A 26,815-nucleotide genomic window follows, 5' to 3' on the forward strand; every position below is an offset into this window, starting at 1 on the left:
TGTTCAGTCCTCACTGCGCCACACACGAAGACCGCAATCACCACCACAGTAGAGAGGGGACCCCTGTGGCCACCACCCGCGAAACCGTCGAACGCTTCTACGCCGACCCTGTTCAACGGGCGCGACTTCACCCTGCTCGACGAACTGCTCACCCCCGACGCCGTGAACCACGGACCCACCGACGAACCGGCCCGCGAGGCCGTCGTCGGTGCCGGCGAGATCGTGCGCACGTCGTTCTCCGACGCCGTGCTGCACGTGGACGACATCCTGATCGACGGCGACAAAGCCGCCGTGCGCTGGACGATGACCGCCACCCACGACGGTGACTTCCTCGGCACCCCGCCCACCGGCAAGGCGATCAGCCTGCGCGCCACCGTCGTGTTCGGTCTGCGCGACGGCCGCATCGCCGAGCTGTGGCCGATGCTCGACTTCCACGGCCTGCTGCGGCAGGTCGCCGCCTGAGCGAAGGCCGCCGTCGGAGACCGGGGCACGGTCTCCGACGGCGGGCCCGGCTCAGCTCACCGGCAGGACCGGCTGCGTCCCGAACGACACGTTCACTCCGTGCCCGGCAACGGCAGCGGCTGCGTGCGCACGAGCGCGTCGACGATTCTTGTCGATCTCTTGCTCGTTCTCATGTGGACTGGGAACCGGTGCGCGCCGAGGCCGCCACCACGGCGCGCACCGGTTGTCTGGAGCGCCTGGGCTACGGGTAGCTCACCAGGTTCACCGGCCGCGTCCCGTCGGGTGTGGTCGCGCCCGTCGTGTTGATGACGTGGGTGATCGTGCCCGCGTGGTTCAGCGACACTGTGACCATGTCGTGGAACCGCACGCCCGGAGTGTTCGGCGCCTCGTACGCGTGGGCGCTGGCCACCGACGGGTTGGTGTTGAAGAAGCAGTAGCTGCCCAGGCCCCACGCTTCGTGGCTCGTGACGTCCGGCCCCACCTTGTAGGCGGAGAAGCCCTGAGAGGAGCCGTTCATCCAGGCGGCCTGGTTGGGCACGTCGTAGGGCATCTCGTTCTGGAAGAAGTACGTGCGCCCGCCGTTGCCGTTCCAGACGACCTGCGTCTTCTGATAGTGCTCGACGAACAGGCCGTACATGGTGACGTTGTTGCCGTTGACCGTCAGCCCGTTGTCGGCGGTGTTGGTGTTCCAGCCGACGAAGCTGTTGTTCGCCGCGTGGTCGGCGCGCCAGATCCACATGTGGTCGCCGATCACGTTGTTGCTGTTCACCACCAGGCTGTTGGTGGCCTTGCCGACCGCCGGGCCGCCGATGCGGAAGAACACGTCGTGCAGCGACGTCGGGTCGGCCGAGTGGTCGGCGGTCGAGCCGGGCGCGCCGACCTGCATGAGCGTGTTGGAGTTCGTCGTGCCGGCGTCGACGAGCAGGCCGGCCACCTTCACGCCGTTGACGTCGTCCACGTTCATCGCGGTGATGCCGTTGTCGGGCACCAGGGTCGCAATGCCGAGGCCGAGGACCACGGTGTCGGGGCGGGTCACGTGCAGGGTCTGGTTGAGGTGGTACACACCCGGCGTGATCAGCAGGTTCTTGCCCGCCGCCAGCGCGGCGTTCATGTCGGCTGCCGAGGCACCCGGCTTGGCGATGTAGAACTGGTCCATCGGCAGCGAGGAGCCCGGCGCATTGCCGTTGGCCCAGCTGGTGCCCGAGGTGTTGGTGCGCAGGGCCGGCACGAAGACCTGGTACTTGCCGGCGCTGTCGATGTAGAGGAACGGCTTCTCGCGGACCACCGGCGCCTGGCCGACCGTGGTGTAGGGCGGGCTCGGGAAGGTGTTCTGCGGCGCGCCGTTCACGCCGACGAAGACCATGTTCCAGTTGGAGCCGTTCCAGCTGCCGAACTGCGAATCGCGCGAGATCCACTGCTGCTGCGAGCCCGAGCGGACCTGGCCGTCGATCTTCGAGTCGGAGATCCAGCCGCCGCTGGCCCAGCCGCCGTCGTCGAGCTGCAGGTCGCCACGCACGTGCATGCGCCGGTAGGGCGCCGCCTGCGACACGGCCCAGCGGTCGGCGCCGCCGGTCGGGTTCACCGACAGGTTCTCGGCGCCGCGCCAGAAGTTCTGCGTCGCGTTCTGCGGCGGGAACCAGTCGGCTTCGACGTGCACGGCGCCGTTGATCGTCACGGCGTCGGGGTTGAGCCCGAGGCCGAGGACCTGCGTGTAAAAGCCGACGTTCACGTCGTTGGAGTACGTGCCCGGCTTGAACATCACGGCGTAGCGCTGGCTGCCGAACTGGTTCTTCTCTTGCTGGCTGAAGATGCTGTTCAGTCGGCTCTGGATGCTGGCGCTCGACATCGACGGGTCGAAGACCACGACGTTCGGGCCGAGGTCCGGCTGGTCGGAGTCCGGAGGAGTTGTAGTGCCACCCACAGGAGTAATTGTGAACGATTGCGCGCTGGTGTTATTACAGGTGTACTGCTCGAGCTGAACGCTGTCTGCGATAGAGGCGCCCGGCACGTCCAGGCACTTGCCGCTGTTGCGGTTCACGAAGTGGTATGCACCGCCCGCTTCCTGCACCGGCTGCCACTGCTGGTTGACCCCGTTCGAGTAAGACCACAGCTGCACCAGCCCGCCGTCGTCCTTCGAGACGTTCGTGATGTCCCACGCCTGCGCCGCGTTGAGCTGCGTGTTCACGCGCATGTAGCCGTCGCTGGTGGGCTGGAACTGCCAGACCTGCGAGGACGTCTGGTTGCACGCGTACTGCTGCACGACAGTCCCGTTCGCACTCGCGGCGGCTTTCGCGTCCACACACTTCCCGCTGTTCACGGCCTGCACCGTGTACCACTGATCAGGCGCGATGGCGGCTGCCTGGGCTTGTGCTTGGGGCTGAGCTTGTGCTTGGGGCTGGGCTTGGGCTGGGGGTTGCGCTTGAGCTGCCGGCTCCGCCTGCGACACCCCCGCATACCCACTCACCAGCGCGAACGCGGACAGCACCACCGTGCCCACTCTCCGCAATCCCATCGGAACCTCCTCCACCGCACCACGGCGTTCGACGAGCAGGAAACGGCAAGGCTCATGCCCAAGGATGAAAGACGCGGCGTAGCGGGCGGGGACCTCGGCGTCACAACCGGGTGAAAATGTAACGGCGGCCACACGGGGAGTCAATACAGAGCTAAAAATAAGTCATGAAGACGCTCTTGAGCTGGGAGTTCTCGAAGCGGGCGGGCTGAGGTCACGCTCCGGAGGCGGGATCGTCGGCTTCGGGCCCGCCCTCGCCGCCTGAGTGGATCTCCGCGAAGCTGTCATAGCGTCGGCTGACCTGGGGATTTGGCTTGCCGGCCCGTTGGTCCACCCCCCTGCTGAAGCGGCCTAGGGCGGGGTGTACTCTTTGTTCACACGAGATGCGGAGTTCACCTTCGCTTCGGGGCTATGGCGCAGCTGGTAGCGCACCTCACTGGCAGTGAGGGGGTCAGGGGTTCGAGTCCCCTTAGCTCCACAGTGACGAAACACCGTCCACCGGATCCAAAGATCCAGGTAGGGCGGTTTTTTCGTGGTCACAGACATCGAGTTTTTGGATACCTAACTTCCGCAGTGACGCGAAAAGTGGAGCAAACCTGGAGCAAAGCAGGTCCGCGACCGCGCAACGGGGTCACCCGGGCTGCCGCGATCGTGCCCCTGATGGGTGAATCTTGCGTGAGGTGTTGCGGCACTGGGTACACGGATCGCCGCTCAGCGCCCTTTCCGGCGATCGCGTCGACGTAGCTCAGTTCATCGAGGCCGACGTCATCTACCGGCTGGTTTGGGGAATGGAAGCCGCCAGAGTCTACGAAGCTGCCCAGAGCAATGCCGACGCCGACACCCTGTCGGGCTCGGCGGTGACCGCAATCGAAACAGGAACCTTCAACCGGGCGGCCTCCGTCCTCATCCGCTCCGGCTTCGACCACCGTCTCGCGGCCATATCGGCAGTCACAAGCACCAACGCCACGTTCGACTCGGCGGCCAGCATGCGCCAGTGGATCGATGACCTCGGACCCGCGCAGACCCTCAGCGCGGACTGGCCCACACCCGGCTCACGGTCAGCATGGGAAACTTTCGTCAACCCCTCCCGGACACGCCGTTCGCGACGGTGGAGTCGTCAAACCGAGGACTTGGACGACGTTACCTGGTACGGGACGGCACCGGAGCCGGGCAACTGGTTGCGCGTAACCGACGCTGCCCCAGACAAGATCAAAATTTGGTCTACAGGCTTCGATCTGCTCGGGGAGGCAGCCGTTCTCCTCAACCATGAACGGCAAGGCGTCCTACGTGCTCAGCGGCACCATGCTGATACCGGCATCCGTCTTCGTTATCGAGGCCCCAATGATCTGTTGCCGAGCACGCCAAGCACCGACGCATAGCTCAGCGAGCGCGCTGGACCTCTCGGTGAAGGGATCGATCAGCGCTCCGGCTTGGCCAATACTAGGAGTTCTTCCCAGCTCTTGGCCTGCCTGATCAAGTTCTCGGTTGCGAACACGTACCGCCAGACACCGAACTCGCCTTTGTCCCGGACAAAGCGCGCCCACTCCTGGGCCGCCTTCATCTTTGCTAGCACGTCGAGACGGTCCGCGTCACGATCGGACTTGCCTTCCACCACCCAGAAGACGCCATCAGTGTCCAATACGACAAAGTCCGGGTAGTAGCGTTTGCCGTTGTCCAGCTCAATGTACGCGTCGCCTGGCTCGTAAAGGCGCAACCACCAGTCCACCATCTTCGAACTGTCGAACAGATTCGCGAGATTGAAATCGGTGCTCTTGGCATCGAAGTTGGCGACGGGCTGGACTGACTTGCTCCAGTCGCCATACCAAAGTTCCTTGCCTGCCCACTGCCACTTGCTTCCGAGATCACTGGGCATCGAGCGGCGAATTGGGACTTCGACGATCCGCCATCGCCGCTGCGGGTTGAGCTTGCGTGCGTTGTATGCGCTCACGATGAGTTTGGCGATCGCTTCGACGGCCTGCTGGGGCATCTGGACCGTTATTCCCCCTGTGAACTCTCAGGCCAAGGAGGACAGTGGGTATGACACGCAAAAGCCCGAGCAGTTACTCCGGCGGATCATTGATGCAAGTTCGAATCCTGGCGACATAGTGCTCGATTGTTTTGGTGGATCAGGACCCACTGCTGCGGTCGCTCACAAGATGAACCGTCAATGGATCACCGTCGAGTTGCTAGAGCAGACCGTCAACTCCTTTACACGCCATAGACTCGAGAAGGTCGTCGCTGGTGAGCACACCGGCGGAATCACCCAGGATGTTGGCTGGTCGGGCGGCGGAGGTTTTCGGATGCTGACTGTCGGTCCATCGCTCTATGAACGCGTCGACTCGCGGGTGTTGCTGGCAGACTGGGCGAAGGGGGACGAGTTTGCTCAGGCTGTGGCAGCGCAGCTTGGGTTCGCCTATGAGCCCGACGGTCCATTTGCCGGCACGAAGGGGCGAACCCGTCTGGCAGTCGTGGACGGGGTAGCGGATGACGTTGTGGTCTCTTCAATCGAAATCCACACGACGTCATATCGTATCGACGCGGTCACCAGCCGTGAGTCGAATCTTCCCCGACCACCCAATCGGCCCAGGCCCCGGCCGCTGGCCGACCGCGACGTTGCCTATCGTTGACGGGGTCGGGGCTGCTGATGTCGAGTACGAGCACGGCTCACCTCGAACTCGGTCGATGTCCGGCTGAGCCCAGCACGATCTCGCCTGCGATTGAGTGCGATCCGTGACTAGCTGCCACTGCGGCTGGGGCTGTCGGGGAGCTGCACGTCCTGACTATGCACGGGACCTGTGATCTACGCCTTCGCCACCACGTTCGGTAACCGCTGGTCGGGAGTCGAAACCTGCTGATCAACAACTGGGACAATGATTTTGAGTTCGGCTGTCCCCGTTCCAGGGCGTTGCCAACCTGGGCCCCTCAAGGCGCAAATGCGGGGTCGGGTCATGATCGGGGTGGCAGAACACGTGAGAGTCGACCGCTTCGAAGATCATCTGACTGATGATCTGTCCCATGCCGCTGTCCATCTTGAGCAGGTGGTCGACTCGCTTCCGGGGATCCTCTTTCCGCTCGAACGCAAGCCGGATGTCATGGCGTCGGCCCGGCTACTGGAACTCGTCGAGATGCCGTGCATGGACGCCCTGCGCGAACACATCGCCCCGCACGGGTCTACCCTCGGCACCCGCCAGCACGTCGAGCACCGGGGAGCCGTCGTCATCGGCGCCCGGCTACGGATCACCGCCCGCTGCGCGGCGGCCCAAGGCGCCTACAGCGAATGGCGGGTGATGACCGTCCACGACGGACACTAAGATTTCTGGCGTGGGTCGCTCGGCTTCGTCGTGGTCGACCTGGCCGACTTCGAACGCCGGCGCGTCGTCCCGAAACAGCACTCCGCCGTCCCCTCCGGCGATGGGACGGCGTCACCAAGCCCAGGCTGATCGCTGCATCAAACGGGTTAGTCCGGTTAACGGTGTGGCGCCGCTACCGCAACGTTTTTCTCAACGGCCCGGCACTATCGCCCAAGTCGGTCAGGGCACGCCGCCGTCTGCATGCGCATCCGCAGCCTGTCGCCGCTCCATCCACGACCTCCCCGAGGGAGCGCAGGTACAGCTCATGCCCGACACACTCAGCCCCTCACCCGGCCACACTGTTCGGCAAGAACTGGTGACCGTGTTGCTTATCGTCAACCACAACGTGCCGTCGGAGGGCGCGACGTCCACTGCTGATCTTCATCTCTCCTCGTGCCAGCAACGTCCCAGACCAATCGGCAGGCCCCGTCCACGACACCCGCTGGCTGCCGAGATAAGGGAGTCGCGGTTTCACCGTTTCCCCTTGCCTGCGATGCGCAACCTCGCCGGCCGCGGCCTACCCAACCGGGTTGAGCCGCGCCGACCACTTCTCCTCGATGCGCCCGAACCGCCACACGGCGAGCGCGACCACCCAGGTGAAGATGAACAGCCCGACGATCGCGAACCCGACGTAGTCGAGGTTCACGTCGGCGATCGCGGCGAGCGGGCCGTGGGTGATGTCGAGCTTCTCGGCGAGGATCGACACGAGCTCGATCGTGCCGATGACCAGCGCGACGGCCACGGACAGTGCTGTGACGGTGATGTTGTAGTAGATCTTGCGGATGGGCCGTGAGAACGCCCAGCCGTAGGCGAAGTTCATGAACACGCCGTCGGCGGCGTCGAACAGGCTCATGCCTCCGGCGAAGAGCACGGGCAGTACGAGGATCGCGTACCAGGGCAGGGCGAACGCCGCGGCGCCGGCCGCGAGGACCAGCAGGCCGATCTCCGTGGCGGTGTCGAAGCCGAGTCCGAAGAGGACACCCACCGGGTAGATGTGCCACGGCTTGCGCACGGCCTTGGTCGCGCCGCGCAGCAGGCGGTTCATCAGGCCGCGGTTGTCGAGGTGGCGCTCCAGCGACTCCTCGTCGAGCTCGCCGCGGCGCATCTGCGCGAAGACCCGGACGATCCCGACGAGCGCCACGAGGTTGATGATCGCGATCAAATAAAGAAAAACGGCCGAAACCGACGTACCGATGAGCCCGGTCGTCTGGTGCAGCGTCGACCCGTCATCTTCGAGTTGCCCGGCGAGCGCGCGAACGCCGAACGAGAGCAGCAGGCACAACCCGAACACGATCGTCGAGTGCCCGAGCGAGAACCAGAACCCGACCGACAGCGGACGCTGGCCGTCGGTGATGAGCTTGCGCGTGGTGTTGTCGATCGCCGCGATGTGGTCCGCGTCGAACGCATGGCGCATGCCGAGCGTGAACGCCGTGACCCCCAGCCCGATCCCGAACACACCCGACGCACCGAGGTCGTAGTGGTGCGGGGCGATGAACAGCACGAGCACACCCCAGCCCACGAGGTTCAGCAGCAGGATCACCGCCGCCATCCCGGACAGCGACCCCCACTCCCGCCTCGACAGCGGCTGCCTGCCGGAGGTGGAGGGTGCGGAGACGGCCATCGAGATACCTTCTTTCTCTTCGTTCGACTTCTGAAACTGCCGTCACGAACGGCGCTGGAGTCCTGGGGTCACGCCTGTGTCGGCTCCTCGGCTTGCGCTCGGGCGTACTTGCGTACCGGGTTGGATCGGCCGAAGTGGCCAATGGCGAAGGCGACGGTCGCGAGGCCGCCGATCATGAGGGCGAGCACGGGACCGATCGCGGCGGCGACGCCACCGATGACCGTGTCGCCGAGGGCGGGGCCGCCGCGGGAGGCCATTTGGTAGATCGCGGAAACCCGGCCGCGCATGTCGTCCGGCGTCTCGAGTTGCACGGCCGCTTGCCGAATCGTCGTGGCCATCGCGTCGAAAACGCCGAGCAGCAGGCACGCCAGCAGCGCGATCAGCAGCGCGTTGGCGTAGGCGAGGAGCACGGCACTCAGCCCATACGCGATGGTCGAGTAGAGCAGGACTCTCCCGAGTCGTTTGCTGCGGTCGACCACTCGGAACACCGTGTACGTCGCCAAGAGAGCTCCCGCTGACGGCGCCGCCGAGAGCAGGCCGTAGGCCGTGGCGCCCAGGTGGAACCGGTTGACCGCGAGGGCCGGCAGGAGGACCCGGTACGCCGCGAACACGGTCGCCACCAGGTCGAGCAGCACCATCTGCGACACGATTCGTCGTCCCAGCACAAAACGGACACCCTGTGTGAACTGCACTCGAAGGGGCACGTTCGCCCCCGACACGGGAAGTTCCGGGATTCGGAGCACGGCCAGGGTGACCATGAGCAGCAGGTAGGTCGCCGCGTCGACCGCGTACATCATGCCCGGCCCGCTCACGGCGATGAGCACACCGGCTACGGCCGGGCCCAACAGCACGGCCAGCTCCCTGGAGGGATTGAGTAACGCGAACGCCTGCGGCAGCTGCGCTCGCGGAACCAGGGCCGGGATCAGAGCCTGCCGGGCGGGCTGGTCAAAACTGGCCGCCGCGGTCGTGAGCACCACAGAGGTAACCACTTGCAGCACGTCGGCGTGACCGGTGAAGCTGGTGGCGGCGAGCGCGACCGCCACGACCATGGCCACGGCTTGCGCCCACTGAAGCAGCTTGCGCCGATCGACCCGGTCCGCGTAAACACCCCCCAGTGGGCTGAGGACCACCAGCGCCGCGACCTGGGCGGCGCCCACTAGGCCGGTTTGCGCGACCGAACCGGAGAGTTCGTAGACCTGGTACAGGTTCGCCGCGATCGTGCCGCGGCTGCCGATCTGCGAGAGGACAACGCCACCCCAGTAGATGTCGAAGTGGCGGTTGCGCAGAACCTCGGCAACTTTCATCGGGCGCCACCGTGGTGTTCTCGCTCACAGCCGAGCCGGGTGGTTGTCGCCGAATCGGACACGCCTACCTCCTTGTAGAACGACTCAGCCGCAGTCGGGCGGCACCGAGCAGCGAGGATCTTCGATTCGGCCCATCATATTGCCTTATGGTATGACCAAAAGTCCATAGTTGCGGTAGTGTGCCCGGCGACCCACAATGCTGAAGGTATAATGGTCCTGCCAATCAAGGAGGCTTAGGTGTCGACGAAGACCACGACGAAGACAAGCCATTACCACCAGCAGAAAGCCCGGCGGGCGAAGTTCCTGGAGGACTGGCGCGCGAACCACCGCACGATCATCCGGAGCGAGGACGTCACCCTCGCCGAAACCGTGCGGGGCATGCGCACCGGCGTCTACATGGGCGAGGACGGCGACAACCCGACCCGCTCGATCGACGCCCTCGTGCACGAGGTCGACCACGGGAAGCTCACCACGATCCACCGGCACTCCTGGGACGCCATGGTGTTCGGCGTCGGCGGTGAAGGCTGGCTCGAGATCGACGGCGAACGGGTGAACGTCGCTCCCGGCGACTCGGCCCACATCCCGGCGTGGGCGTGGCACCGTTCGGGCAACGACGGCGAGGCGACGTTCCGCTACCTCACCTTCTCCAGCGAGCCGATGCTCGCCACGATGGGCATGTCGGTCCTCGACGACCGCGGGCACGAGCCGGTCGAGAACCTCCCCGGCCGGCCCGAGTTCAGCGCGCCCGACGTGCAGGGTGACGACGCGTACGCCCGTCGCCTGCGCCGCCTCGGCAAGGAGCAGCAGAAGCGCCGCAGCGGCCGGCTCCACACCGACTGGGACGAACTCGAAATGCTCAACACCCCGCGCGGCACCCGCACGACCTTCCTCCTCGACCGCGCCATCGGCTACCAGGCTTCCGGCATCACGATGGCGATGTTCGAGATCGGCCAGGGCCGGCAGCAGTCGATGCACCGCCACGCCGGCGAGGCCTGGCTGTACGTGGTCGAAGGCGACGGTCACTCCTACCTCGGCACCGAGCCGGAGGGCGGGGAGAACCACCCGTGGAAGAAGGGCGACCTGATCGTGGTCGACCACTTCCTGTGGCACCAGCACTTCAACGACTCGAAGGAAAACACCGCGCGGGTCGTGCGCATCCACATGTTCGACAGCCTGCTCGAGACGATGCGGGCGCTGATGGATCCCGCGGTGCTCTTCGAAGAGCCGCCGGAGCACATCCGCGACGCCCAGGCCGGCGACGTCACCACGATCGTGTGGCCCGCCCTCGACCGGCCGTCCTGGCCGTGAGCGAGCGGACGCTCCCGCCCGGAGTCATCGGACTGCACGCGCTCCCCTCGGACCACCACGACGGGCCGTGGGACTCGATGATCGTGCCGGCGGGCACCAAGGAGAGACTGCTCGGCACCGCGCTGCTCGTCCTGCGGCAGGGCCGGTTGCTCAGCGGGCTCTCCGGCGCGCCGCACGGCCTCATCATGCTGGCCGGACCGCCGGGAACGGGAAAGACGACACTCGCGCAAGGCCTGGCGCAGGCCGCCGCCCGGAAAATGGCCCCGCGCGGTGCCACCACGCTCGTCGAGGTCGACCCGCACGCGTTCCCGAGTGACATGCTCGGGGAAAGCCAGCGGGCCGTGTCGCGGCTGTTTCTCGACACCCTGCCCGAGATCGCCGCGCGGCGACCGCACACCGTGGTGGTGATCGACGAGGTCGAAGCGCTCGCCGTGCGCCGGAGTTCGGCGTCGTTCGAGACCAACCCGGTCGACGTGCACCGCGCGACGGACGCCGTGCTGTCCGGTCTCGACCAGCTGCGGGCGCAGTGCCCGAACCTGGTGCTCGTGGCCACGACCAACTTCATCGACGCGGTCGACGAAGCGGTGCTCTCGCGGGCCGACCTGGTCATGAACACCACCTTGCCCGATGAGGACGTCATCGAGCAGATCGTGGCGTCCTCGCTGACCGAACTGGCCGAGCAGTGGACCGGGCTCATGCCGCTCGCCCAGGATGCCGACCTGCGCGCGGAACTGGCCAAAGGCCTGCGGGGCCTCGACGGGCGGCGGGTCCGCAAGGCGATCCTCGGAGCGCTTACCGTGCGCACCGAGGTCGCCCTCGACCCGAATCGGCTCACGGCCGACGACCTGCGCCGCGCGACGCAGCTCGACTACTTGGGCTGATCAGAAACCGCGCGTTGCCCGGGTTGGTGCCACTTCGGTCACCGACCCGGGCAACGCGCATTTCAGGAGTCGGCCAGCTCGTGCAGTGACAGCACGCTGGCGTACTTCGCGTTCATGTCGAACAAGTTGGTGCAGTGGGAAAACCACGACCGATCGAAGCACGCGTCGTCGACGACGATCGTGTCGAACCCGTACGAGCACGCGTCGACGACCGTCGCCCGAACGCACCCCGACGTGGACACGCCGCAGACCACGAGCGAGTCGACCCGCTCCTGGACCAGGTACGGCAGGAGCGGCGTGTGGAAGAACGCACTGGCCTTCGTCTTGCCCAGCACCCACTCGCCCTCGCGCGGCGCGCACTCGTCCGGAAACTCGCCGTATCCCGGCGCCGCCTTGCTCGAGCCCTTGTTCTTCGTCGCACGTCCGGTGAAGCGCTGGCCGTCCGTATCGGCGCGCGTGAAGATGATCGGGGCGCCCCGGCCACGGAACATCCCGATCAGCCTCTCGATGGTGGGCATCGTCGCCCAGGCGGCCGGACCGCAGGCCGTCGAAAACTCCCTGATCGCCTCGTCGAAGGTCAGTCCTCGCGACCCGGTGAAGCCGTAAGTCACGTCGACCACCAGCAGCGCCGGCCGCGCGCCGAGCCGGAACCCGTCGAGAAACCCGGCGCGGCGGTAAGTGGCGATCTCGGCCGGCGGAAGGACGGTCATCCACTCTTTCACCACAAACCTACCTTTCGGTAACGCAAGCGACGGGGCTGCCGAACCGAAGTCCGGCAGCCCCGTCGAGAAACACCTGTTGTCGGGGCTTCGTCAGGCGACGTAAAGCTTCCGATTGTCGTCGTAGATGAACGGGGCTGGGTCACGAGCGAAGTCGTCGTACGAGCCCGGCACCGTGATTCCAGGAACCGCCGGAATCCACCGCTCTTTCAGGAACACGTCGGGGTCCCCGCCGTAACCGCGCGCAAGGTCGACCACGGCCGGGTCGTCCAATGCGTTCAAGTGTCCATTTTGGATGACGGGAATGACGTTTCCCTCGCGAGTGGTGATCTCGTAGGTCGGGAAAAGCAGGTGAACGTGAAGGTGCCCGTACTTGACGTTGTTCTTCGCGGCCCAGGCCTCCTCGCCGGCGCGCCAGCGCGTGCCCATGCCGCAGTGGATGACGCCGGCGCGACGGCGCTCCCACTCAAAGCCTCCGGAGGAGACCATGTTGATGTTCGGCGACCGCACCGTCCACGGATTGGTGCCGATCGCGACCTCCCACAGCCAGAACAGGCCCGGTCGCGGGAACGAGGGGTAGTGGACGTTCTTCGTCTCCTCCAGCACCTCGCGCCACGCGTCGCCGTAAGGGCCGCCGCCTTCGATGGCTTCGATGCGCCCACCTTCGATGTGCACTTTGATCCGCGGGAACGGCCGGCCGATGTGGCTCGTCGTGCCGGCGATCACCCCGGTCGCGTCTTCCTTGTCGAGGATCGGCGTGGGCGGGTGCCCGTGGAGGTGCCCGAACGCGCGAGTCGGCTTTTCGGTGAAGTTGCGCCGGCTCCCGTCGAAGTACTCTTCGTGCAGGGTGAAGGAGATGTCGGTGCCCTCGGGGTCAGTGAGCCGCACCACGCTCCCCGGGCCCTTGTGCCAGATCTTGTCCCACGTGGTCATGTTGATCAGGCGGTGCAGGTCCCGGGGAAAACCACCGGCGCCCTGGAGCAAGTGCTCTTCCTTGAGCCAGGGGAACTGCTCGTACCGGTAGTCGGTCGGCGGTGTCGGGCCGCCGCGGCCGTGGAGCAGCAGGTCGTAACCGGCCTTGCCCGCGAAGTCCTCGACCGAGGGCAGCCCCTCCCATCGGCGCGGTTTCTCGGTCCAATGCGTGTCGCGGATGACAGCCTCAACCTCGTCCCGGTAGTCGGCCTCACGATCGGGCCCCGAGTCGGTGGTCATGATGTCGACGGTCGCGCCCTTGTCGCGCAGGGCGGTGGCCATCGCGTCGACGACCGTCTGGTCGTAGTGGTTGTCGACGGCGATGAGCACGCGGTCACCGGCGACGGTGTCGCCGTAGCCGATGAACCCGACCTGAGGAGCACGGTCCTCGGGCAGGCCGGCCAGGACCGAGGCCACCTCGCTCATCTGCCAGCTTTTCCGGCCGCCTCGCCGTGCCGCCTCGGTGATGGTCGCAACCATCCCGGGCGGAAGGATGAAGCTTTCTTCTGATCCACACATTGTTTTGTCCCGAACCTTTCCCTCAGGAGATCGCGCGAAGAACGAACTACTTGCGGGGGAACGCCTTGTCCACAAAGGAGGTGTCGATCAGACCCGCGAGATCAACCTTCTCCACGCCGCCGACCGAGCCCACCAGCGACTGCTGGGAAGACTGCAGGGCCGCCACGGTCGCGACCGGATGGTCGGCGAGAACCTCGGTGGAGTAGTACTCCCACGTCTCGTCGAGCGCACGCTGGTCTTTAAGCCCGAGGTGAGCGCCGAGGATCTTCGTGGAGTAGGCCTTGTCGGCGCGCTCGCGGTCGAAGCCCTTCTTGAGGCCGGCCATGAACTTGTCCAGGACCTCCGGGTGCGCCTTGATGTAATCCGACGTGCTGGAGATTCCCACCGCGATGTTGGGGGTCTTCTCCTTGGCCAGGTCGAGCACCATGTGCATCCCGGCGTCCTCGAACTTGATACTGGCCGGCGGATGCGTGGCTGAGGCGTCGATCGTCTTGGACAGCAACGCGTTGTTGACGTTCGTCACCGAGCCCAGAGGAACCAGGTTCACTTCGCTGGGCTTGATCCCCAGCTTCTTCAGTGCCAACAGGGTGCCGATGTACTGGGAACCGCTCTTCGATGTGTAGCCGATCTTCTTGCCCTTGAGTTCGGCGCCGGTCGCCACGTTCGCGTACAGCTGGTATGGGACCACCGGAGTGAGCGCGGCCAGCACCTTCACGTCGCCGCCGGCCGCCTTTCCGGCCACGATCTGCGAGCCGCCGATTGAGGCGATTTGCGTCTGACCGGAGATCAGCGCGGGGTAACCCTGGTCGCTGTCCAGCTTGACGAGCTTGACGTTGAGGCCTTGCTCCTTGAAGTAGCCGGCCTCCGAAGCGATCCACAGGGGAAGCTCGTCGGCAACTTCCTCGCTGTAGCTGACCGTAATGACGCCGTCGGCTCCGGGGGAAGACGATGCGCCACAGGCCGTGAGAGAAGACATGGCGAGCACCGCGGCCAAGGCGGCACTGAGAGCGCCAGGTTTGAACGTCATTGTTCTGTCCTTCTGGGGTGGTGGGAAAAGTCAATGGTTGCTGGGACGCCACGCCGCGAAGTGGTTCTCCACTCGGCGCAGCAGCGAGGTCAGGATGACGCCTGCCGCAGCGAAGATGAACAGCCCGGCGAAGACCGTGGCGGTCTGGAACTGCTGCCCGGCGGTGTTCATCGTCATGCCGACACCGTGCTGCGCACCGCTGAGCTCAGCCACGAAGACACCGATCAGCGCCTGGCCCACCGCCAGCCGCATCCCGCTGGCAATGAACGGAACGGTGCCCGGCAGGGCCACGGTGCGGAACAGCTGCAGGTCGCTCGCCCCGAAACACCGTGCGACGCGGACGGTGCCCTGTTCGAGCGACTGGACACCCTGCGCGGCGTTGATGAGCACCGGGAACAGCGCCATCAGGAAGACGATCGCGATCTTCGAGGAACTGCCGATGCCAAGCCAGATGATCAGCAGAGGCGTCAGCGCGATACGCGGGGTGGCATACAGGAAGTTGATGAAGGGGTTCAGCGCATAGGCGACCCTCTTGTACCAGCCGATCAACAGGCCCAGCGGCAGACCGACCACCACCGCCAGCCCGAGGCCGATCAGTAGTTCCTGGGCGCTGGTCCACAGGTCGATCCAGATCTGACCGCCTTGGATCAGGGTCCCGAAGGCTTCGATGACGTCGACCGGCCCAGGCAGGATCAGCTGCGGCTGAAGCCGCAGCAGCGCGACGACCTCCCACGCAACCAGCACGAGGATGACTGCGCTGATGCCGATCAGGCGCTGCTCGCTCAACCAAGATGGCACGCGACGACGCTTGGCTTGCCGATTGCGAAGGGAAGGACCACCAACGCGGGATTCGATCCGTGCGGCCGGTTTCTCGGAAGAGGTGATGCTCATCGGTATGCCTCCTGGCCCACGCCGTTCTTGGTGCCGTAGAGAACGTCGGCGATCTCGTCACGCAGGTGAGCGAACTCCGCCGTCCGCCGAATCTCCTGCGAACGCGGCCGATCCCACGGCACGGTGATCTCCTTGACGATGCGACCGGGGCGCGGGCTGAACACGCAGACCCGGTCCGACAGGAACGCGGCCTCGGAAATGTCGTGGGTGACGAACAGAGCCGTCACGTCGCGCGCCGCGCAAACCCTGAGCAGTTCAACCTGGAGAACTTCTCGCGTCTGTGCATCGATCGCGGCGAAGGGCTCGTCGAGCAGGAGGATCTCCGGCTCGACCGCGAGCGCGCGGGCAAGATTCACCCGGGCCTGCATGCCGCCGGAGAGCTGCGCCGGAAACTGCTGCCCGACCCCGGCCAGCCCGACCAGCTCCAACAGCTCGTCGGCGCGCTGCTTGGCTTCCGCCTTCTTGACCTTCTTGGTCAACTCGAGACCGTAGCTGACATTCGCCTGAACAGTCCGCCACGGCAGCAAGTTGGCGTGCTGGAAGACCATCGCCCGGTCGGGCCCTGGGCCGGGGATCGGGCGCCCGTCGAGTTCGAGCACGCCGTCGGCGATCTTGACGAATCCGGCGACAGCGTTGAGCAATGTGGTCTTGCCGCAGCCGGACGGCCCGACCAAGCAGACGAAGTCGCCACGTTCGACGGTCAGGTCGCACTGCTCGACGGCCGTCGTTACCTCCTTCGACCCAGGCTTGGCGTATTCGATCGTGACACCTCGTGCTTCGAGGTGCGCGATCCCGCCGGTGCCCCCCACATCGGTGTGTGCAGCATCACGGGCTGCCGTACTGGACGGTGCCAGCTTCTCTCGGCTCAGCATGGGAGGGAGAGTAGGACTAATTGTCAGTCCAAAGCAATGGCCTTCGCGGGATTTCTAGCCATGCCGGGACCGGCGGGCGCCCAGCATCAGTCTCTGACCTGGCGATCTGGCTTAAGGTTAAACCATTAACTGTTACGGTATGGTGTCCTATCGGCATCGACGACGTTTTAGGTGGGGACATGGCTGCCACTGGACGCAGCACGACAGACGGTCTCTTCAACCGCGTGAACGCGCCGCGGGTTTCGCAGGTCATCGTGGACCAGGTCAAGGTCCTGATCCGGGACGGCGCCCTTACACCAGGAGATCGGCTACCGAGCGAGCGCGAGCTGTGTCAGCGGTTCGGCGTGAGCCGGGTCACCGTTCGCGAGGCCCTCCGCATACTGGAGGCCAGCGGACTCGTCACGATTCGGGTCGGCGCCCACGGTGGCGCCTTCCTGACCGCGCCGAGCACGGACCGCGTCGGCGAGGGCCTGGCCGACCTCCTGACAATGTCCGCGCTCACGGCCGGCGAAGTGACCGAAACGCGCAAGATCGTTGAGCTCGGCGCGCTCCCCCTGATCGTCGAACGGGCGACCGACGACGACATCGACGCGCTGTTCAAGCTCGCCGAGGAGGGGCAAGCCGCCGTCGACGAGGACGCGTACACGGTGGACATCTCGGCGCGCTTCCACATCCGGCTTGCCGAGTGCGCCCATAACACGGCACTGGCGATGTTGATCCAGAGTTTCCACGGCCCCATGCTGATGTCCCTGAGGGAGGCTCGCGAGCACGCGCCCGCCATGGGCAAGCGCGGAACCGACGAACACAGGCGACTCGCCGAAGCCATCCGTGAGCGCGACCTCGCCGCTGCCCAGCACGTGATGAGCGAGCACATCGCCCGAACCGCGCAACGAGTCTCGCACGGCGCCGAGCAGGACTGAGCAAGCTCACACCCGCACACCCTCGCCCTCCACGACGCCCTCCGTTAAGGTTTAATGGTATAACCAAAGGAGGAGTTCATGGCGGTGACGGAAGGCGCCAGCAACGCCGGAACCCTGGTCGTCGGTGCCGGGCAGGCCGGCGTCGAGCTCGCCGGTTCGCTCCGCAAGCTGGGCGCTTCGGGACCGATCACGCTGCTCAGCGCCGAGGCCCGGCTGCCCTACCAGCGGCCCCCGCTATCCAAGGCGTTCCTCAAAGGGGAGCTGCCGGAGGAGAGGCTGGCTCTCCGTGGCGCCGACTTCTACGCGGCGCAGCAAATCGAGTTGGTCCGCGGCGAATGGATCGAGGACATCACCGTGACCGATCCCGAACGCGGAACCGGTGTCGCAACCACCAGATCCGGCCAGACGATGGTCTTCGATCGGCTCGCGCTGGCCACCGGAGGCACCCCCCGCCGCCTCCGGATTCCCGGGAGCGAGCTCACCGGAATCCACTACCTGCGCGATATCGACGATGCGGTGGCCTTGCGCCACGACCTCGACCAGGCCCGCGATGTCGTGGTCGTCGGCGGGGGTTTCGTGGGGCTCGAGGCCGCCGCGGCCGCCACCGCCGCCGGCAAGAACGTGACCGTGGTCGAGGCGGCCGACCGGCTGCTCGCCCGCGCCGTCGCGCCAGAGGTGTCAGGCTTCTACATGGCCGCACACCAGCGGCGAGGGACCGAGGTCGTGCTGTCGACCGAGGTGACCGAGATCCTGGGCCGCGACCGGGTGACCGGTGTCGGGCTCTCCGACGGCCGCACCATTCCCGCCGACGTCGTGGTCGTCGGGATCGGCCTGGTCCCCCACACCGAGCTGGCAGAGAAGCTCGGGCTCGCCTGTGCCGGCGGGATCGTGGTCGACGAGTCCAGCCGCACCAGCACGCCCAGTGTGGTCGCTGCGGGCGACTGCACGATCGTCGCGCACCCCGACCACGGCGCGATCCGGCTCGAATCCGTCCCGAACGCCATCGCGCAGGCGAAAACCGCCGCGGCCACGCTGCTCGGCAAGGACGCGCCCGACGCCGGCGTTCCGTGGTTCTGGTCCGACCAGGCCGATCTGAAACTCCAGATCGCCGGGATCAGCAGCGGGTTCGACGAGACCGTGCTGCGGGGCGATCCGGGCAGTGAACGGTTCTCGCTCTTCTACTACCGCGGCGGGCGCCTCGTCGCGATCGACGCCGTCAACGCGCCCCGCGACTACATGGCGGTGCGCAAGCTGCTCGAGGCCGGCCGCACCGTCCCGCCCCACGTCGCGGCCGACACCGAGGTGGCGCTGAAGGAACTCCTCCGCGCGGCCTGAGGCCGGGCGAGCTCGCCGGCGGGGAACGGTTGCCCGCCGGCGAGCTCGCCGAGGTCCGCGGTCAGATGACGAAGGACTCCGTCGACTCGGGTGCGAACAGTTCTTCCGCCGTGCGCAGGCGAGCCGAGAGACCCTGCTCGTGGTGGTAGCGGAGGAACACGTCGAGCACGTGCCGGTTGGCGTTCAGCCCGTAGGACCAGTAGTCGGGGCCGAGCAGGCTCCGCGCGTCCTCCAGGTGCTGGTTGAGCCACGGCTCCATGAACCGCAGCGCCGAGGCGTCGTAGATCCGGGCGTACGCCTCCTTCTTGGCCGCCGTGAACGCTTTTGTCAGTGACTGCGCGACCCACGGGTGCCGCTCGTAGACCTCGCGCCGCAGGGCTACCACGTGCATGATCGGGAAGATCCCGGTCTCCGCGTAGTACTCCTTCTCCGCCGCGACGGTGTCGGGGAAGAGCCGGGCGACGCGACCGTCGCCCGCGACGTACGAGCTCGGGATCCGCGGGCTCTGCAGCGCGTCGATCTCGCCGGTGGCCAGCAGGTCCGACAACGTCCGGTCCGCTGGGATCGGCTGGACGTCGAAGCGCGTCGAGACCGCACCCTTTTCGATCCGCCCGGGAGTTTCCTGGCCACCGGTGAGGTAGGTGACCGAGTCGAGCGGAACGTCGTACGCGTCGGCGAGGATGCCGCGGATCCAGACACCCGCGGTCAGCTGGAACTCGGGCGTGCCGATGCGCTTGCCGACGAGGTCGGCCGGTTTCTCGATGCCCGCCGCGGTGTTGATGAAAATACCGCCGTGGCGGAACATCCGTGACGTGAACACCGGCAGCGCGACGAACGGCGCCGGGTCGCGGTCGAGCGAGGCGACGTAGGTCGACAGCGACATCTCCGACGCGTCGAACTCGCCGTGGCGCAGCATGCGGAAGAACGTCTCCTCGACCGGGAGCCGCAGGTACGTCAGGTCGATGCCGTCGGGCCGGATCGACCCGTCCTCGAGGGCGCGCGTGCGGTCGTAGTCGCCGCAGGCGAACGTGAGGTTCAGCCGGCTCATCGGATCACCTTCCTGCGGCGGCGAGCCGCCGGTCGAGCCGGGGGTAGACCCGGCGGGCGTTGTCTTCGTACACGGCCGCCAAGTCCTCGGCGGTAAGGCCGGCGCGGTCGACGTACTGCTTCGTGTCATCCCATTCGATGCCGGTTTCGGGGTCGGCGCCGCGGACCGCGCCGAGCATCTCCGAGGCGAAGAGCAGGTTCGGCGTGGGCAGCACCTTCAGCAGGAGATCGACCCCGGGCTGGTGGTACACGCAGGTGTCGAAGAAGACGTTGCGCAGCAGCTCGGCCGGGTCGGGCCAGCCGTTGCGTATCGCCAGGCCCCGGTAGCGGCCCCAGTGGTAGGGCACCGCTCCCCCACCGTGGGGGATCACCAGTCGCAGACCGGGAAAGCGGTCGAACAGCTTCGACTGCAGCAGCTGCATGAACACGCTGGTGTCGGCGTTGAGGTAGTGCGCGCCGAGGGTGTGGTGGTTCGGGTTGCACGCCGTCGAGACGTGCACCATGGCCGGCACGTCGAGCTCGGCCAGGACCTCGTACACCGGGAACCACGACTCGTCGGTCAGCGGTTTGCCCGCCCAGGTGCCGGACGGGTCCGGGTTGAGATTGACACCCACGAAACCGAGTTCTTCCACGGTGCGGCGGATCTCGGCCGTGACGCCGCCGAGGTTGCCCTCCGGGGTCTGCGGAAGCTGCGCGACCGGGGCGAAGTGCTCGGGGTACAGCTCCGCGACGCGGTGCACGAGGTCGTTGGACGCGCGGGCCCAGGCGTTCGCCACGCAGGCGTCGGGCACGTGGTGCTCCATGCCGGATGCCTTGGGAGAGAACAGCATCAGGTCGCCACCGCGGTCCCGCAGAACCCGGAGCTGGTGACCCTCGACGCTTTCGCGCAGCTCGTCGTCGGACACCGGCGCCAGTGCCGCCCGCTCACCGTCCAGCTGGGCGTCACGGAACCTTTTCAACGCCAGCGGAGCGGTCGTGTAGTGGCCGTGGATGTCGATGATCACTTCGCGCGCACCTGCCTGAGGTACTCGTCATGCTCCACGTACCGCAGGCCTTTGCGCGCGAGTCGCTCGCGCATCGAGTTGACGTCCAGGCCGAGCTCGCCCTCGGCGTAGCGGGCCCGCAGGCGCGCTTCCTTGTCCTCCCGCGCCGTGGCGGCCGCGAGGACCTCGTCCGCGTCGGCCCGGCGCACGACGACCACCCCGTCGTCGTCGGCGACGATCACGTCACCCGGCTCGACCAGCCGGCCGCCGCAGACGACCGGCGTGTTCACCGAGCCGAGGGTTTCCTTGACCGTGCCCTCGGCCGACACGGCCCGGGACCACACGGGGAACGGCAGCGCGCGCAGCTCGGCGATGTCGCGGCAGCCGGCGTCGATGACCAGGCCCCGGACGCCCCGCGCCTTGAGCGAGGTCGCCAGCAGCTCACCGAAGTAGCCCGCGTCCGACGGCGACGTCGGCGCGACCACCACCACGTCGCCGGCCTGACACTGCTCCACGGCCACGTGGATCATCCAGTTGTCGCCCGGCGCCACGCTCACCGTCACGGCCGTGCCCGACACGTGCGCACCCGGGCAGATCGGGTTCAGCGACGACGCCATCAGCCCGGTGCGGCCCTGCGCCTCGTGCAGAGTGGCGACCCCGAACCGACCCAGGCCGTCGCGCGTCTCCGGACCGGTCCGGGGCGGATTCGTGACGACGACCCCGCTCATCGCACGACCGCCCCACCGGCCTGGCCGACCAGCGAGGGCATCAGGGAAATGTGGATCGCGTCCTCGTCGGTCTCGCCGGCGAGCACGCGGATGGCGTGGTCGACCTGGTCGATGCCGTAACGGTGGGTCGCCAGCTTCTCCAGCGGGAAACGGCGCGAGGCGAGCTGGTCCACGGCGAGCTCACAGGCGCGGAACGAGTGCCCGCGCGCGGACTTGATCGTGATCGCCTTCTCGGTGACCTTCTTGACCGGGAAGTCCGGGAACGCGGCCAGCTCACCCTGCATGAGGAGCGTGCCTTCACGGCGCTTGAGCACGTCGACGCCGAGCAGCACCGGCGCCGTGCCGGCGCGTGAAGTGCAGTCGAGCACGATGTCGACGCCGCGGCCGCCGGTGAGGTCCATGACCTTCTCGCGCGGGTCCTCGGTGAGCACGTCGATGACCTCGTCGGCACCGAGTTCCTTCGCGAGGTCGAAGCGGTGCTTGTCGCGCGTGGTCCCGGAAACCAGGATCTTGGCGGCACCCGCGGTCTTGGCCGCGACCAGCTGCGCCAGGCCCTGCTGGCCCGGACCCTGGATCAGCACGGTGTCGGCGTATCCGACCCCGGCGGTGAGCAGCGCCCACTCGATGCCGTTGGACAGCGGCATGACCATGCCGGCGAGCTCGGGCGTGACCGTGTCGGGGATCTTGTGCAGCACGGAGTTCCACGGCAGGTACATGTATTCGGAGAACCCGCCCCACAGCGTGCCCGGGTTTTCCGCGGAGGTGTAGCCGAACCGCCGGCCGTCGGGGTTGGTCCGCCAGTCCGTCGCCTCGCAGTGCCGGTACTCGCCGAGCCGGCACCACTCGCAGTTGAAGCAGCCGACGTAGTGCTCGACGAAAACCCGATCGCCCTCGGCGAGCCCGTGGCGTCGCTTGAACCGCGGCCCGGCCTGCGCGATGACACCGACGTTCTCGTGGCCCATGATCACCCGGCCCTGGATCACCGCGGGCGGATCGGCGTACATCTTCACGTCCGTCCCGCAGATCCCCGCGACCTCCACCTGCAGCAGAGCGGAGTCGTCGTCGATCGACGGAAGTTCGAACTCCTGCATCTCCGTCGTGCCCGGCGCGACGCGGACGGCCGCCTGCACAGTCTGGACCATCGAATCTCCCTCTTTGGCAGAATGGACAGCCCAATATACCATCGGCGAGGTAGTCCACCATGACGAAGCGAGGAGCCGCATGGCCGAGCACCTGCTGACCGTGACGCGTACCCAGGGCAACAACCGCGCACTGACCGACGGCGCGGTTGTCCCCGCGGGTTTTCCCTTGGCGTTCAAGGAAGAACCGGTCCTCGTCAACGGGTTCCGGCGGATGGTCCGCGAGCTCGCCTACGACGTCTGCGAGATGGCGCTCACGACCTACCTCACCGCGCGCGAGCACGGCGTGCGCTTCACCGCGCTCCCCGTCTTCCTGGTCCGCGGGTTCCACCACGGCGCGATCCTCGTACGGAAGGACTCCGGCATCACCGAGCCTGGGCAGCTGGCCGGGAAGCGGGTCGGCGTGAACCGTGGCTACACGGTCACCACCGGCGTCTGGGCGCGCGCGATCATGGCGCTCGAACACGGCCTCGATCTCGACTCGGTGACCTGGGTCCTCAGCGGTGACGAGCACGTGGAGTCCTACCGCCCGCCCGCGAACGTCGAGCCGGCCGGGCCGGGCAAGCAACTCGGGGACATGCTGCTGGCCGGTGAGGTCGACGCCGTGGTGAACGCAGGCGTCGACTCACCCGACGTCGTGCCCCTGATCGCCGATCCGGTCGAAGCCGGGTTCGCGGCGCTGCGCGAACGCGGCTTCTACCCGATCAACCACCTGGTCGTCGTCAAGGACGAGGTGCTCGACGCGCACCCAGGCGTCGCGAAGGCCGTGTTCGACGCGTTCGCCGAGTCGAAGCGCCGCTACGTCGAGCAGTTGCGCACCGGGGTCGTCGAGACCGCCGACGACCGGATGTACGCCCGGGTCATGGCCGAGACCGGCACCACCGACCCGCTCCCCTACGGCATCGAACCCAACCGCGCGATCCTCGAGCTGCTCGCCGAACAGGCGGCGGCACAACACATCCTGACGAAACCGGTGGACGTCGACTCGATGTTCGCGCCCACAACCCGCGAACTGGTGGGCTGAGGCCATGCGGATCGCGATCGCCGCCGACCACCACGGCGTGAACCTCAAGCAGCGCCTCACGACCTGGCTCACCGCCCACGGTCACGAAGTGGACGACCGCGGCTCGCACAGCGCGACCGACACCGTCGACTACCCGCCGCTGTGCGCCGACGTGAGCCGACGGGTCTCCGACGGTCGCGCGGACGCCGGCCTCGTGCTCGGCGGCAGCGGCCAGGGTGAGGTCATCGCCTGCAACAAGATCCGCGGCATCCGCGCGGGACTCGGGCACACCCCGTTCATGGTGGAGATCTCGCGCGGCAACAACAACGCCAACGTGCTCGTGATCGGCACGAAGGTCATCACGGACGACGAAGCCGAACAGCTGCTCGCGCTGTGGCTTTCGACGCCGTTCAAGGGCGGGCGGCACCAGGACCGCATCGACCAGATCAGCGCGCTGGAAGCCTGACCGCCGGCCGGAACGGGACGGCGGTCGGCACCTCGGCACCGATCGCCTCCCGGAGGTCCAGCCCGCTCACGTGGGCCAGCAGCATGCGCAGGGAGTTGCCGTGCGCGACCACGAGCACCGAGCGGCCCGATTCCAGCAACGGCAACAGTTCTTCGAGCCAATACGGTCGCAGCCGCTCGTGCAGCATCTCCAGGCTTTCGCCGCCCGGCGGCACCCCGTCCGGCGCCCGCCGCCAGCGGGCGACCGCTTCCGCACCGAACCGCGCCCGGGCGTCGGCCCGCCCGATCCCTTGCAGCACACCGTAATGCCGCTCGACGAGCGCCGGCCGGTGCTCGACCTCCGTGGTGGGCGCGAGCACGCCCGCGACGATCGCGGCGGTGTCGGCGGCGCGGACCAGCGGCGAGGAGTGCACGACGTCCGGGACCCAGCCGGCCAGCTCGTCCGCGACGGCTCGCGCTTCGCCGACGCCGGCCGGAGTCAGCGGGACGTCGAGATGCCCGGCGAACAGGTCCTCCGCGTTGGCGGTGCTCTCACCGTGGCGCAGCAGGACGAGCTGAGTCACCGGTCGTGCCCGCGCAGGAACTCGAGGACCCGCGCCGGCGCGGTCCCGGCCGTCTGCTCGGCGACGGGCACGTCCCAGTACTCGTGCACCGGCAGGCATTCCTGGAGGTAGCGCGCGGCCGACGGCGCGTGCGACGCGTCCTGCCCCGGCACGATCAGCGCGGGCACGTCGCAGGTCATCAGGTCCTCGGGCTCCACGCCCGGGACGGTGTCGCGGTCGAAGAGGCCGCGCACGGAACCCGTCGCGAGCAGGTCGTAGCGAGCCGGGTCGAAGGCCGCGTAGGCCTTCGCGAAGGTCTCGTCGCTGCGCAGGGCCGCGGCCCACGGACCCACCCGCGGGTCGGCGCTGAAGCCGGCGCTCGTCGAGCGGGCCAGGCCGACGACCGCCGGGAGTCCGTGTTCGGCGGCGAAGGCGAGGTGCTGCACGAACCGGCGGTGCTGCGCCATCCGGTAGCGAGGCCCGCCGGCCGGCGAGAACAACACCATGCTGCGCACCCGCTCCGGTGCCGCGACGGCGAGCGCCGCCGCCGTCGAGCACCCGACGCAGCCGCCCATGGTGTGCGCCGCGTCGATCCCGAGGTGGTCGAGCAGCGCGAGCGCCTGGCACACGTAGACGGGCCACTCCAGCCGCTCGATCCGGCCACCCGAGCGCCCCGATTCGCGCCGGTCGAAAACGACGCAGGTGTACTCCGGCGCGAACGCGTCGAGGAAACCGAGCTCGCGGTAGCGCCCGAAACTCGTCCAATTGTCCAAACCGGAATCGAAGCCGCCCGGGCTGAACATCAGCAGCGGCGGCCCGTCACCGACGGTCTCGTAACGCGTAGCGATCCCGTCCAGCACGACCACGGGCATGCGAACTTCTCCTCAGCTCTGCGGCACCTTGATGCCACCACGGATCTGCCTGCCCCCGCGGATGTCCGCGGCGCAGTCGGTCAGCGCGTCGAACGCGATCCGCGCGACGTTGGCGTAGGTGTCGACGTCCTTGTCCACGTTGGCCGCGTTGTAGCCGATGGCCGCGGTCGCCATGCGGATCCGCCCGTCGAGCCACGGACCGCCCCCGAACCCGCCGAGCACCGGGATCGACACCGCGTCCACCACCGCCGGCCCCACCACCGGGCCGGAGTTGGTGAAGTTGAGCGCGACGGCTCCCGCCGACTCGAGCAGCTTGGCCTCCGCCACCAGCTCGTCCAGCATCCCGTCGGGCACCTGGGCGACGCTGGCCGCCGAGTACTCGATGCCGTACTTCAAGGCCGTCTGCGGCGTGATCCCGAACTGCGCGAAGACCGGAATGCCCGCCCTGGTGACTGCCTCGACCGCGTCCGGGAAGTCCGCGGCCCCGTCGAGCTTCACCAGGTCGACGCCCGCCTCCTTGACCAGCCTGATCGCCGCGTCGACCGCACTGGCGGCGCCCTGCTGCAGCGGGCCGAACGGGAAGTCGCAGCTGAGCAGCGCTCGCCGGACTCCCCGCCGAGCCGCCTTCGCGACCACGAGCACCTCGTCGAAGGTGATCTCGAGCGGATGCGGCTGCCCCCAGAGGTTGACCCCGACGGTGTCGCCGACCGAGACGATGTCCACGCCGACCCGGTCGGCGATGCGCGCCATCTGGTAGTCCCAGGCGACGATACAGACGCTCTTCTCGCCGCGCGTCTTCATCGCCTGCAGAGCCGGGATGGTGACCTTGCCGGCCGGATCACTCTCGGGGCTCATGCGCGCGTCGCTTTCAGCAGTTCCAACAGGTCGTCCTCCTCGGCGGGCACCAAGAGGATCCGGGCGTGCGGGCGCAGCGAGAACAGCGCCTCGTTCGCAACCCCGTCCGAGGTCACGACCAGGCCGGCCGTCATGATCCCGCGCACCGTGCAGGCCGCACCGATGGTGGCCGCCGCCTCCGCGTTCTCGCCGGTGGTCGAGACCAGCACGACCGTGTTGCTGTCACGCAGCTCTTCGGTGAGCGCCACCCGGTCGCCGGTCATGGTGACCAGCTCGTCACCGGCGCCGGAAACCGAGTAGAACCGCGCCTGCGCCCACTCCTCGGCGGCGGTTCGCTCGACGATGTCCTTCGCCGCGTCGTCGAGCGCCACCACCCGCGTGTTGCGGGCGGCTGACAACGGGTAATCGATCCGGAAAGCCGCTTCCTCGGCCGTCGCCGCGCGGGCACAACTGCTGACCAAACCACGTGACAACACCGCGTTCCTCGCCGT

At 67.4% G+C, this 26,815-nt stretch carries 27 protein-coding genes and 1 tRNA gene; 11 read left to right on the forward strand and 17 right to left on the reverse strand.

Features of this window, described 5'->3' with window-relative positions; all coding sequences use genetic code 11:
* Window positions 1–162 precede the first annotated feature (162 nt).
* The gene (locus QRX50_RS49025) at window positions 163–462 is read left to right on the forward strand and encodes an ester cyclase (protein ID WP_285969875.1); all 300 of its coding nucleotides are present in this window, start codon (window positions 163–165) and stop codon (window positions 460–462) included.
* Between the two features lie 241 nt (window positions 463–703).
* Here the strand turns inward: QRX50_RS49025 and QRX50_RS49030 are convergent, their stop codons facing one another.
* A complete protein-coding gene (locus tag QRX50_RS49030; RefSeq protein ID WP_285969876.1) occupies window positions 704–2,974 on the reverse strand; it encodes an RICIN domain-containing protein in 2,271 nt (756 codons plus the stop codon).
* Between the two features lie 402 nt (window positions 2,975–3,376).
* Here QRX50_RS49030 and QRX50_RS49035 point away from each other — a divergent pair.
* Window positions 3,377–3,449: transfer RNA gene (locus tag QRX50_RS49035), tRNA-Ala, on the forward strand.
* Between the two features lie 193 nt (window positions 3,450–3,642).
* On the forward strand, window positions 3,643–4,350 hold the full coding sequence (locus tag QRX50_RS49040) for a hypothetical protein (protein ID WP_285969877.1): 708 nt from the start codon (window positions 3,643–3,645) through the stop codon (window positions 4,348–4,350).
* Between the two features lie 38 nt (window positions 4,351–4,388).
* On the opposite strand, the gene QRX50_RS49045 is transcribed toward QRX50_RS49040, so the two are convergent.
* Window positions 4,389–4,958: a hypothetical protein gene (locus QRX50_RS49045; protein ID WP_285969878.1), complete on the reverse strand. Its 570-nt coding sequence runs from the start codon at window positions 4,956–4,958 to the stop codon at window positions 4,389–4,391.
* Here QRX50_RS49045 and QRX50_RS49050 point away from each other — a divergent pair.
* Both QRX50_RS49050 and QRX50_RS49055 read left to right on the forward strand, forming a co-directional pair.
* Complete coding sequence (locus QRX50_RS49050; RefSeq protein WP_285969879.1) at window positions 4,921–5,598, forward strand: DNA methyltransferase; 678 nt, start codon at window positions 4,921–4,923, stop codon at window positions 5,596–5,598. The two genes, QRX50_RS49045 and QRX50_RS49050, sit on opposite strands and share 38 nt — an antisense overlap.
* A gap of 321 nt (window positions 5,599–5,919) precedes the next feature.
* Window positions 5,920–6,282 (forward strand): thioesterase, FlK family, encoded by a 363-nt coding sequence (locus QRX50_RS49055; protein ID WP_285969880.1) that lies wholly within the window; start codon window positions 5,920–5,922, stop codon window positions 6,280–6,282.
* Window positions 6,283–6,838: 556 nt separating this feature from the next.
* Here the strand turns inward: QRX50_RS49055 and nicT are convergent.
* Complete coding sequence (gene nicT / locus QRX50_RS49060) at window positions 6,839–7,942, reverse strand: Nickel transporter NicT (RefSeq protein ID WP_285969881.1); 1,104 nt, start codon at window positions 7,940–7,942, stop codon at window positions 6,839–6,841.
* Between the two features lie 68 nt (window positions 7,943–8,010).
* Window positions 8,011–9,246: an MFS transporter gene (locus tag QRX50_RS49065; protein ID WP_285969882.1), complete on the reverse strand. Its 1,236-nt coding sequence runs from the start codon at window positions 9,244–9,246 to the stop codon at window positions 8,011–8,013.
* Window positions 9,247–9,483: 237 nt separating this feature from the next.
* On the opposite strand from QRX50_RS49065, the gene QRX50_RS49070 reads away from it, so the two are divergent.
* Window positions 9,484–10,554, forward strand: coding sequence for a cupin domain-containing protein (locus QRX50_RS49070; RefSeq protein WP_285969883.1), 1,071 nt, complete (start codon window positions 9,484–9,486; stop codon window positions 10,552–10,554).
* Entirely contained in the window at window positions 10,551–11,435 is an 885-nt protein-coding gene (locus QRX50_RS49075) for an ATP-binding protein (RefSeq protein ID WP_285969884.1), read from the forward strand. Before QRX50_RS49070 ends, QRX50_RS49075 begins: the two co-directional genes overlap by 4 nt.
* A 62-nt stretch (window positions 11,436–11,497) precedes the next feature.
* Here QRX50_RS49075 and QRX50_RS49080 read toward each other — a convergent pair whose 3' ends face one another.
* The 5 genes from QRX50_RS49080 to QRX50_RS49100 form a co-directional block, all read right to left on the reverse strand.
* Window positions 11,498–12,145: an isochorismatase family protein gene (locus tag QRX50_RS49080; RefSeq protein WP_285969885.1), complete on the reverse strand. Its 648-nt coding sequence runs from the start codon at window positions 12,143–12,145 to the stop codon at window positions 11,498–11,500.
* Window positions 12,146–12,247: 102 nt separating this feature from the next.
* The gene (locus QRX50_RS49085) at window positions 12,248–13,552 is read right to left on the reverse strand and encodes a M29 family metallopeptidase (protein WP_285969886.1); all 1,305 of its coding nucleotides are present in this window, start codon (window positions 13,550–13,552) and stop codon (window positions 12,248–12,250) included.
* Between the two features lie 139 nt (window positions 13,553–13,691).
* Entirely contained in the window at window positions 13,692–14,672 is a 981-nt protein-coding gene (locus QRX50_RS49090; RefSeq protein WP_285969887.1) for an ABC transporter substrate-binding protein, read from the reverse strand.
* Window positions 14,673–14,702: 30 nt separating this feature from the next.
* The gene (locus QRX50_RS49095; protein ID WP_285969888.1) at window positions 14,703–15,563 is read right to left on the reverse strand and encodes an ABC transporter permease; all 861 of its coding nucleotides are present in this window, start codon (window positions 15,561–15,563) and stop codon (window positions 14,703–14,705) included.
* Window positions 15,560–16,435, reverse strand: a complete 876-nt coding sequence (locus tag QRX50_RS49100) for an ABC transporter ATP-binding protein (protein WP_285969889.1) — start codon at window positions 16,433–16,435, stop codon at window positions 15,560–15,562. Before QRX50_RS49100 ends, QRX50_RS49095 begins: the two co-directional genes overlap by 4 nt.
* Window positions 16,436–16,689: 254 nt before the next feature.
* Here QRX50_RS49100 and QRX50_RS49105 point away from each other — a divergent pair, with 254 nt between their 5' ends.
* Together QRX50_RS49105 and QRX50_RS49110 are read left to right on the forward strand one after the other, a co-directional pair.
* Window positions 16,690–17,355, forward strand: a complete 666-nt coding sequence (locus QRX50_RS49105; protein ID WP_285969890.1) for a FadR/GntR family transcriptional regulator — start codon at window positions 16,690–16,692, stop codon at window positions 17,353–17,355.
* 78 nt (window positions 17,356–17,433) lie between these two features.
* Window positions 17,434–18,690, forward strand: a complete 1,257-nt coding sequence (locus QRX50_RS49110) for an NAD(P)/FAD-dependent oxidoreductase (protein ID WP_285969891.1) — start codon at window positions 17,434–17,436, stop codon at window positions 18,688–18,690.
* A 61-nt stretch (window positions 18,691–18,751) separates the two neighbouring features.
* On the opposite strand, the gene QRX50_RS49115 is transcribed toward QRX50_RS49110, so the two are convergent.
* Genes QRX50_RS49115 through QRX50_RS49130 form a run of 4 tightly spaced genes read right to left on the reverse strand, consistent with a single transcriptional unit; the run spans window position 18,752 to window position 22,590 of the window.
* A complete protein-coding gene (locus QRX50_RS49115) occupies window positions 18,752–19,738 on the reverse strand; it encodes a substrate-binding domain-containing protein (RefSeq protein ID WP_285967855.1) in 987 nt (328 codons plus the stop codon).
* A gap of 4 nt (window positions 19,739–19,742) precedes the next feature.
* Entirely contained in the window at window positions 19,743–20,741 is a 999-nt protein-coding gene (locus QRX50_RS49120) for an amidohydrolase family protein (RefSeq protein WP_285969892.1), read from the reverse strand.
* Complete coding sequence (locus tag QRX50_RS49125; RefSeq protein WP_285967857.1) at window positions 20,738–21,448, reverse strand: 4-carboxy-4-hydroxy-2-oxoadipate aldolase/oxaloacetate decarboxylase; 711 nt, start codon at window positions 21,446–21,448, stop codon at window positions 20,738–20,740. The genes QRX50_RS49120 and QRX50_RS49125 overlap by 4 nt, the downstream gene beginning before the upstream one ends.
* Window positions 21,445–22,590 carry a zinc-dependent alcohol dehydrogenase gene (locus QRX50_RS49130; RefSeq protein WP_285967858.1) on the reverse strand — a complete coding sequence of 382 codons (1,146 nt, stop codon included), beginning with the start codon at window positions 22,588–22,590 and terminating at the stop codon, window positions 21,445–21,447. Before QRX50_RS49130 ends, QRX50_RS49125 begins: the two co-directional genes overlap by 4 nt.
* 79 nt (window positions 22,591–22,669) lie before the next feature.
* Between QRX50_RS49130 and QRX50_RS49135 the strand changes: the two genes are divergently transcribed.
* Entirely contained in the window at window positions 22,670–23,611 is a 942-nt protein-coding gene (locus QRX50_RS49135) for an ABC transporter substrate-binding protein (protein ID WP_285969893.1), read from the forward strand.
* A 4-nt stretch (window positions 23,612–23,615) separates the two neighbouring features.
* Window positions 23,616–24,056: an RpiB/LacA/LacB family sugar-phosphate isomerase gene (locus QRX50_RS49140; protein WP_285969894.1), complete on the forward strand. Its 441-nt coding sequence runs from the start codon at window positions 23,616–23,618 to the stop codon at window positions 24,054–24,056.
* Here QRX50_RS49140 and QRX50_RS49145 read toward each other — a convergent pair.
* From QRX50_RS49145 to QRX50_RS49160, 4 genes are read right to left on the reverse strand one after another with little or no spacing between them, the layout of a single operon-like run.
* Window positions 24,037–24,618: a 2,3-bisphosphoglycerate-dependent phosphoglycerate mutase gene (locus QRX50_RS49145; protein WP_285969895.1), complete on the reverse strand. Its 582-nt coding sequence runs from the start codon at window positions 24,616–24,618 to the stop codon at window positions 24,037–24,039. The genes QRX50_RS49140 and QRX50_RS49145 overlap by 20 nt on opposite strands.
* Complete coding sequence (locus tag QRX50_RS49150; protein WP_285969896.1) at window positions 24,615–25,469, reverse strand: alpha/beta fold hydrolase; 855 nt, start codon at window positions 25,467–25,469, stop codon at window positions 24,615–24,617. The genes QRX50_RS49145 and QRX50_RS49150 overlap by 4 nt, the downstream gene beginning before the upstream one ends.
* 12 nt (window positions 25,470–25,481) lie before the next feature.
* The gene (locus tag QRX50_RS49155) at window positions 25,482–26,324 is read right to left on the reverse strand and encodes a 3-methyl-2-oxobutanoate hydroxymethyltransferase (protein ID WP_285969897.1); all 843 of its coding nucleotides are present in this window, start codon (window positions 26,322–26,324) and stop codon (window positions 25,482–25,484) included.
* Entirely contained in the window at window positions 26,321–26,797 is a 477-nt protein-coding gene (locus QRX50_RS49160) for a hypothetical protein (RefSeq protein WP_285969898.1), read from the reverse strand. Before QRX50_RS49160 ends, QRX50_RS49155 begins: the two co-directional genes overlap by 4 nt.
* Between the last annotated feature and the right edge of the window lie 18 nt (window positions 26,798–26,815).

Source organism: Amycolatopsis sp. 2-15 (assembly GCF_030285625.1).
Classification (GTDB): domain Bacteria; phylum Actinomycetota; class Actinomycetes; order Mycobacteriales; family Pseudonocardiaceae; genus Amycolatopsis; species Amycolatopsis carbonis.

What these genes read in the sequence shown, in the direction of transcription:
- QRX50_RS49030 (WP_285969876.1), bottom strand. Translation starts at nt 2,974, where the DNA reads ATGGGATTGCGGAGAGTGGGCACGGTGGTGCTGTCCGCGTTCGCGCTG.
- QRX50_RS49050 (WP_285969879.1), top strand. Translation starts at nt 4,921, where the DNA reads ATGAGTTTGGCGATCGCTTCGACGGCCTGCTGGGGCATCTGGACCGTT.
- QRX50_RS49045 (WP_285969878.1), bottom strand. Translation starts at nt 4,958, where the DNA reads ATGCCCCAGCAGGCCGTCGAAGCGATCGCCAAACTCATCGTGAGCGCA.
- QRX50_RS49055 (WP_285969880.1), top strand. Translation starts at nt 5,920, where the DNA reads ATGATCGGGGTGGCAGAACACGTGAGAGTCGACCGCTTCGAAGATCAT.
- nicT (WP_285969881.1), bottom strand. Translation starts at nt 7,942, where the DNA reads ATGGCCGTCTCCGCACCCTCCACCTCCGGCAGGCAGCCGCTGTCGAGG.
- QRX50_RS49065 (WP_285969882.1), bottom strand. Translation starts at nt 9,246, where the DNA reads ATGAAAGTTGCCGAGGTTCTGCGCAACCGCCACTTCGACATCTACTGG.
- QRX50_RS49080 (WP_285969885.1), bottom strand. Translation starts at nt 12,145, where the DNA reads ATGACCGTCCTTCCGCCGGCCGAGATCGCCACTTACCGCCGCGCCGGG.
- QRX50_RS49085 (WP_285969886.1), bottom strand. Translation starts at nt 13,552, where the DNA reads ATGAGCGAGGTGGCCTCGGTCCTGGCCGGCCTGCCCGAGGACCGTGCT.
- QRX50_RS49090 (WP_285969887.1), bottom strand. Translation starts at nt 14,672, where the DNA reads ATGACGTTCAAACCTGGCGCTCTCAGTGCCGCCTTGGCCGCGGTGCTC.
- QRX50_RS49095 (WP_285969888.1), bottom strand. Translation starts at nt 15,563, where the DNA reads ATGAGCATCACCTCTTCCGAGAAACCGGCCGCACGGATCGAATCCCGC.
- QRX50_RS49100 (WP_285969889.1), bottom strand. Translation starts at nt 16,435, where the DNA reads ATGCTGAGCCGAGAGAAGCTGGCACCGTCCAGTACGGCAGCCCGTGAT.
- QRX50_RS49110 (WP_285969891.1), top strand. Translation starts at nt 17,434, where the DNA reads ATGGCGGTGACGGAAGGCGCCAGCAACGCCGGAACCCTGGTCGTCGGT.
- QRX50_RS49115 (WP_285967855.1), bottom strand. Translation starts at nt 19,738, where the DNA reads ATGAGCCGGCTGAACCTCACGTTCGCCTGCGGCGACTACGACCGCACG.
- QRX50_RS49125 (WP_285967857.1), bottom strand. Translation starts at nt 21,448, where the DNA reads ATGAGCGGGGTCGTCGTCACGAATCCGCCCCGGACCGGTCCGGAGACG.
- QRX50_RS49130 (WP_285967858.1), bottom strand. Translation starts at nt 22,590, where the DNA reads ATGGTCCAGACTGTGCAGGCGGCCGTCCGCGTCGCGCCGGGCACGACG.
- QRX50_RS49135 (WP_285969893.1), top strand. Translation starts at nt 22,670, where the DNA reads ATGGCCGAGCACCTGCTGACCGTGACGCGTACCCAGGGCAACAACCGC.
- QRX50_RS49140 (WP_285969894.1), top strand. Translation starts at nt 23,616, where the DNA reads ATGCGGATCGCGATCGCCGCCGACCACCACGGCGTGAACCTCAAGCAG.
- QRX50_RS49150 (WP_285969896.1), bottom strand. Translation starts at nt 25,469, where the DNA reads ATGCCCGTGGTCGTGCTGGACGGGATCGCTACGCGTTACGAGACCGTC.
- QRX50_RS49155 (WP_285969897.1), bottom strand. Translation starts at nt 26,324, where the DNA reads ATGAGCCCCGAGAGTGATCCGGCCGGCAAGGTCACCATCCCGGCTCTG.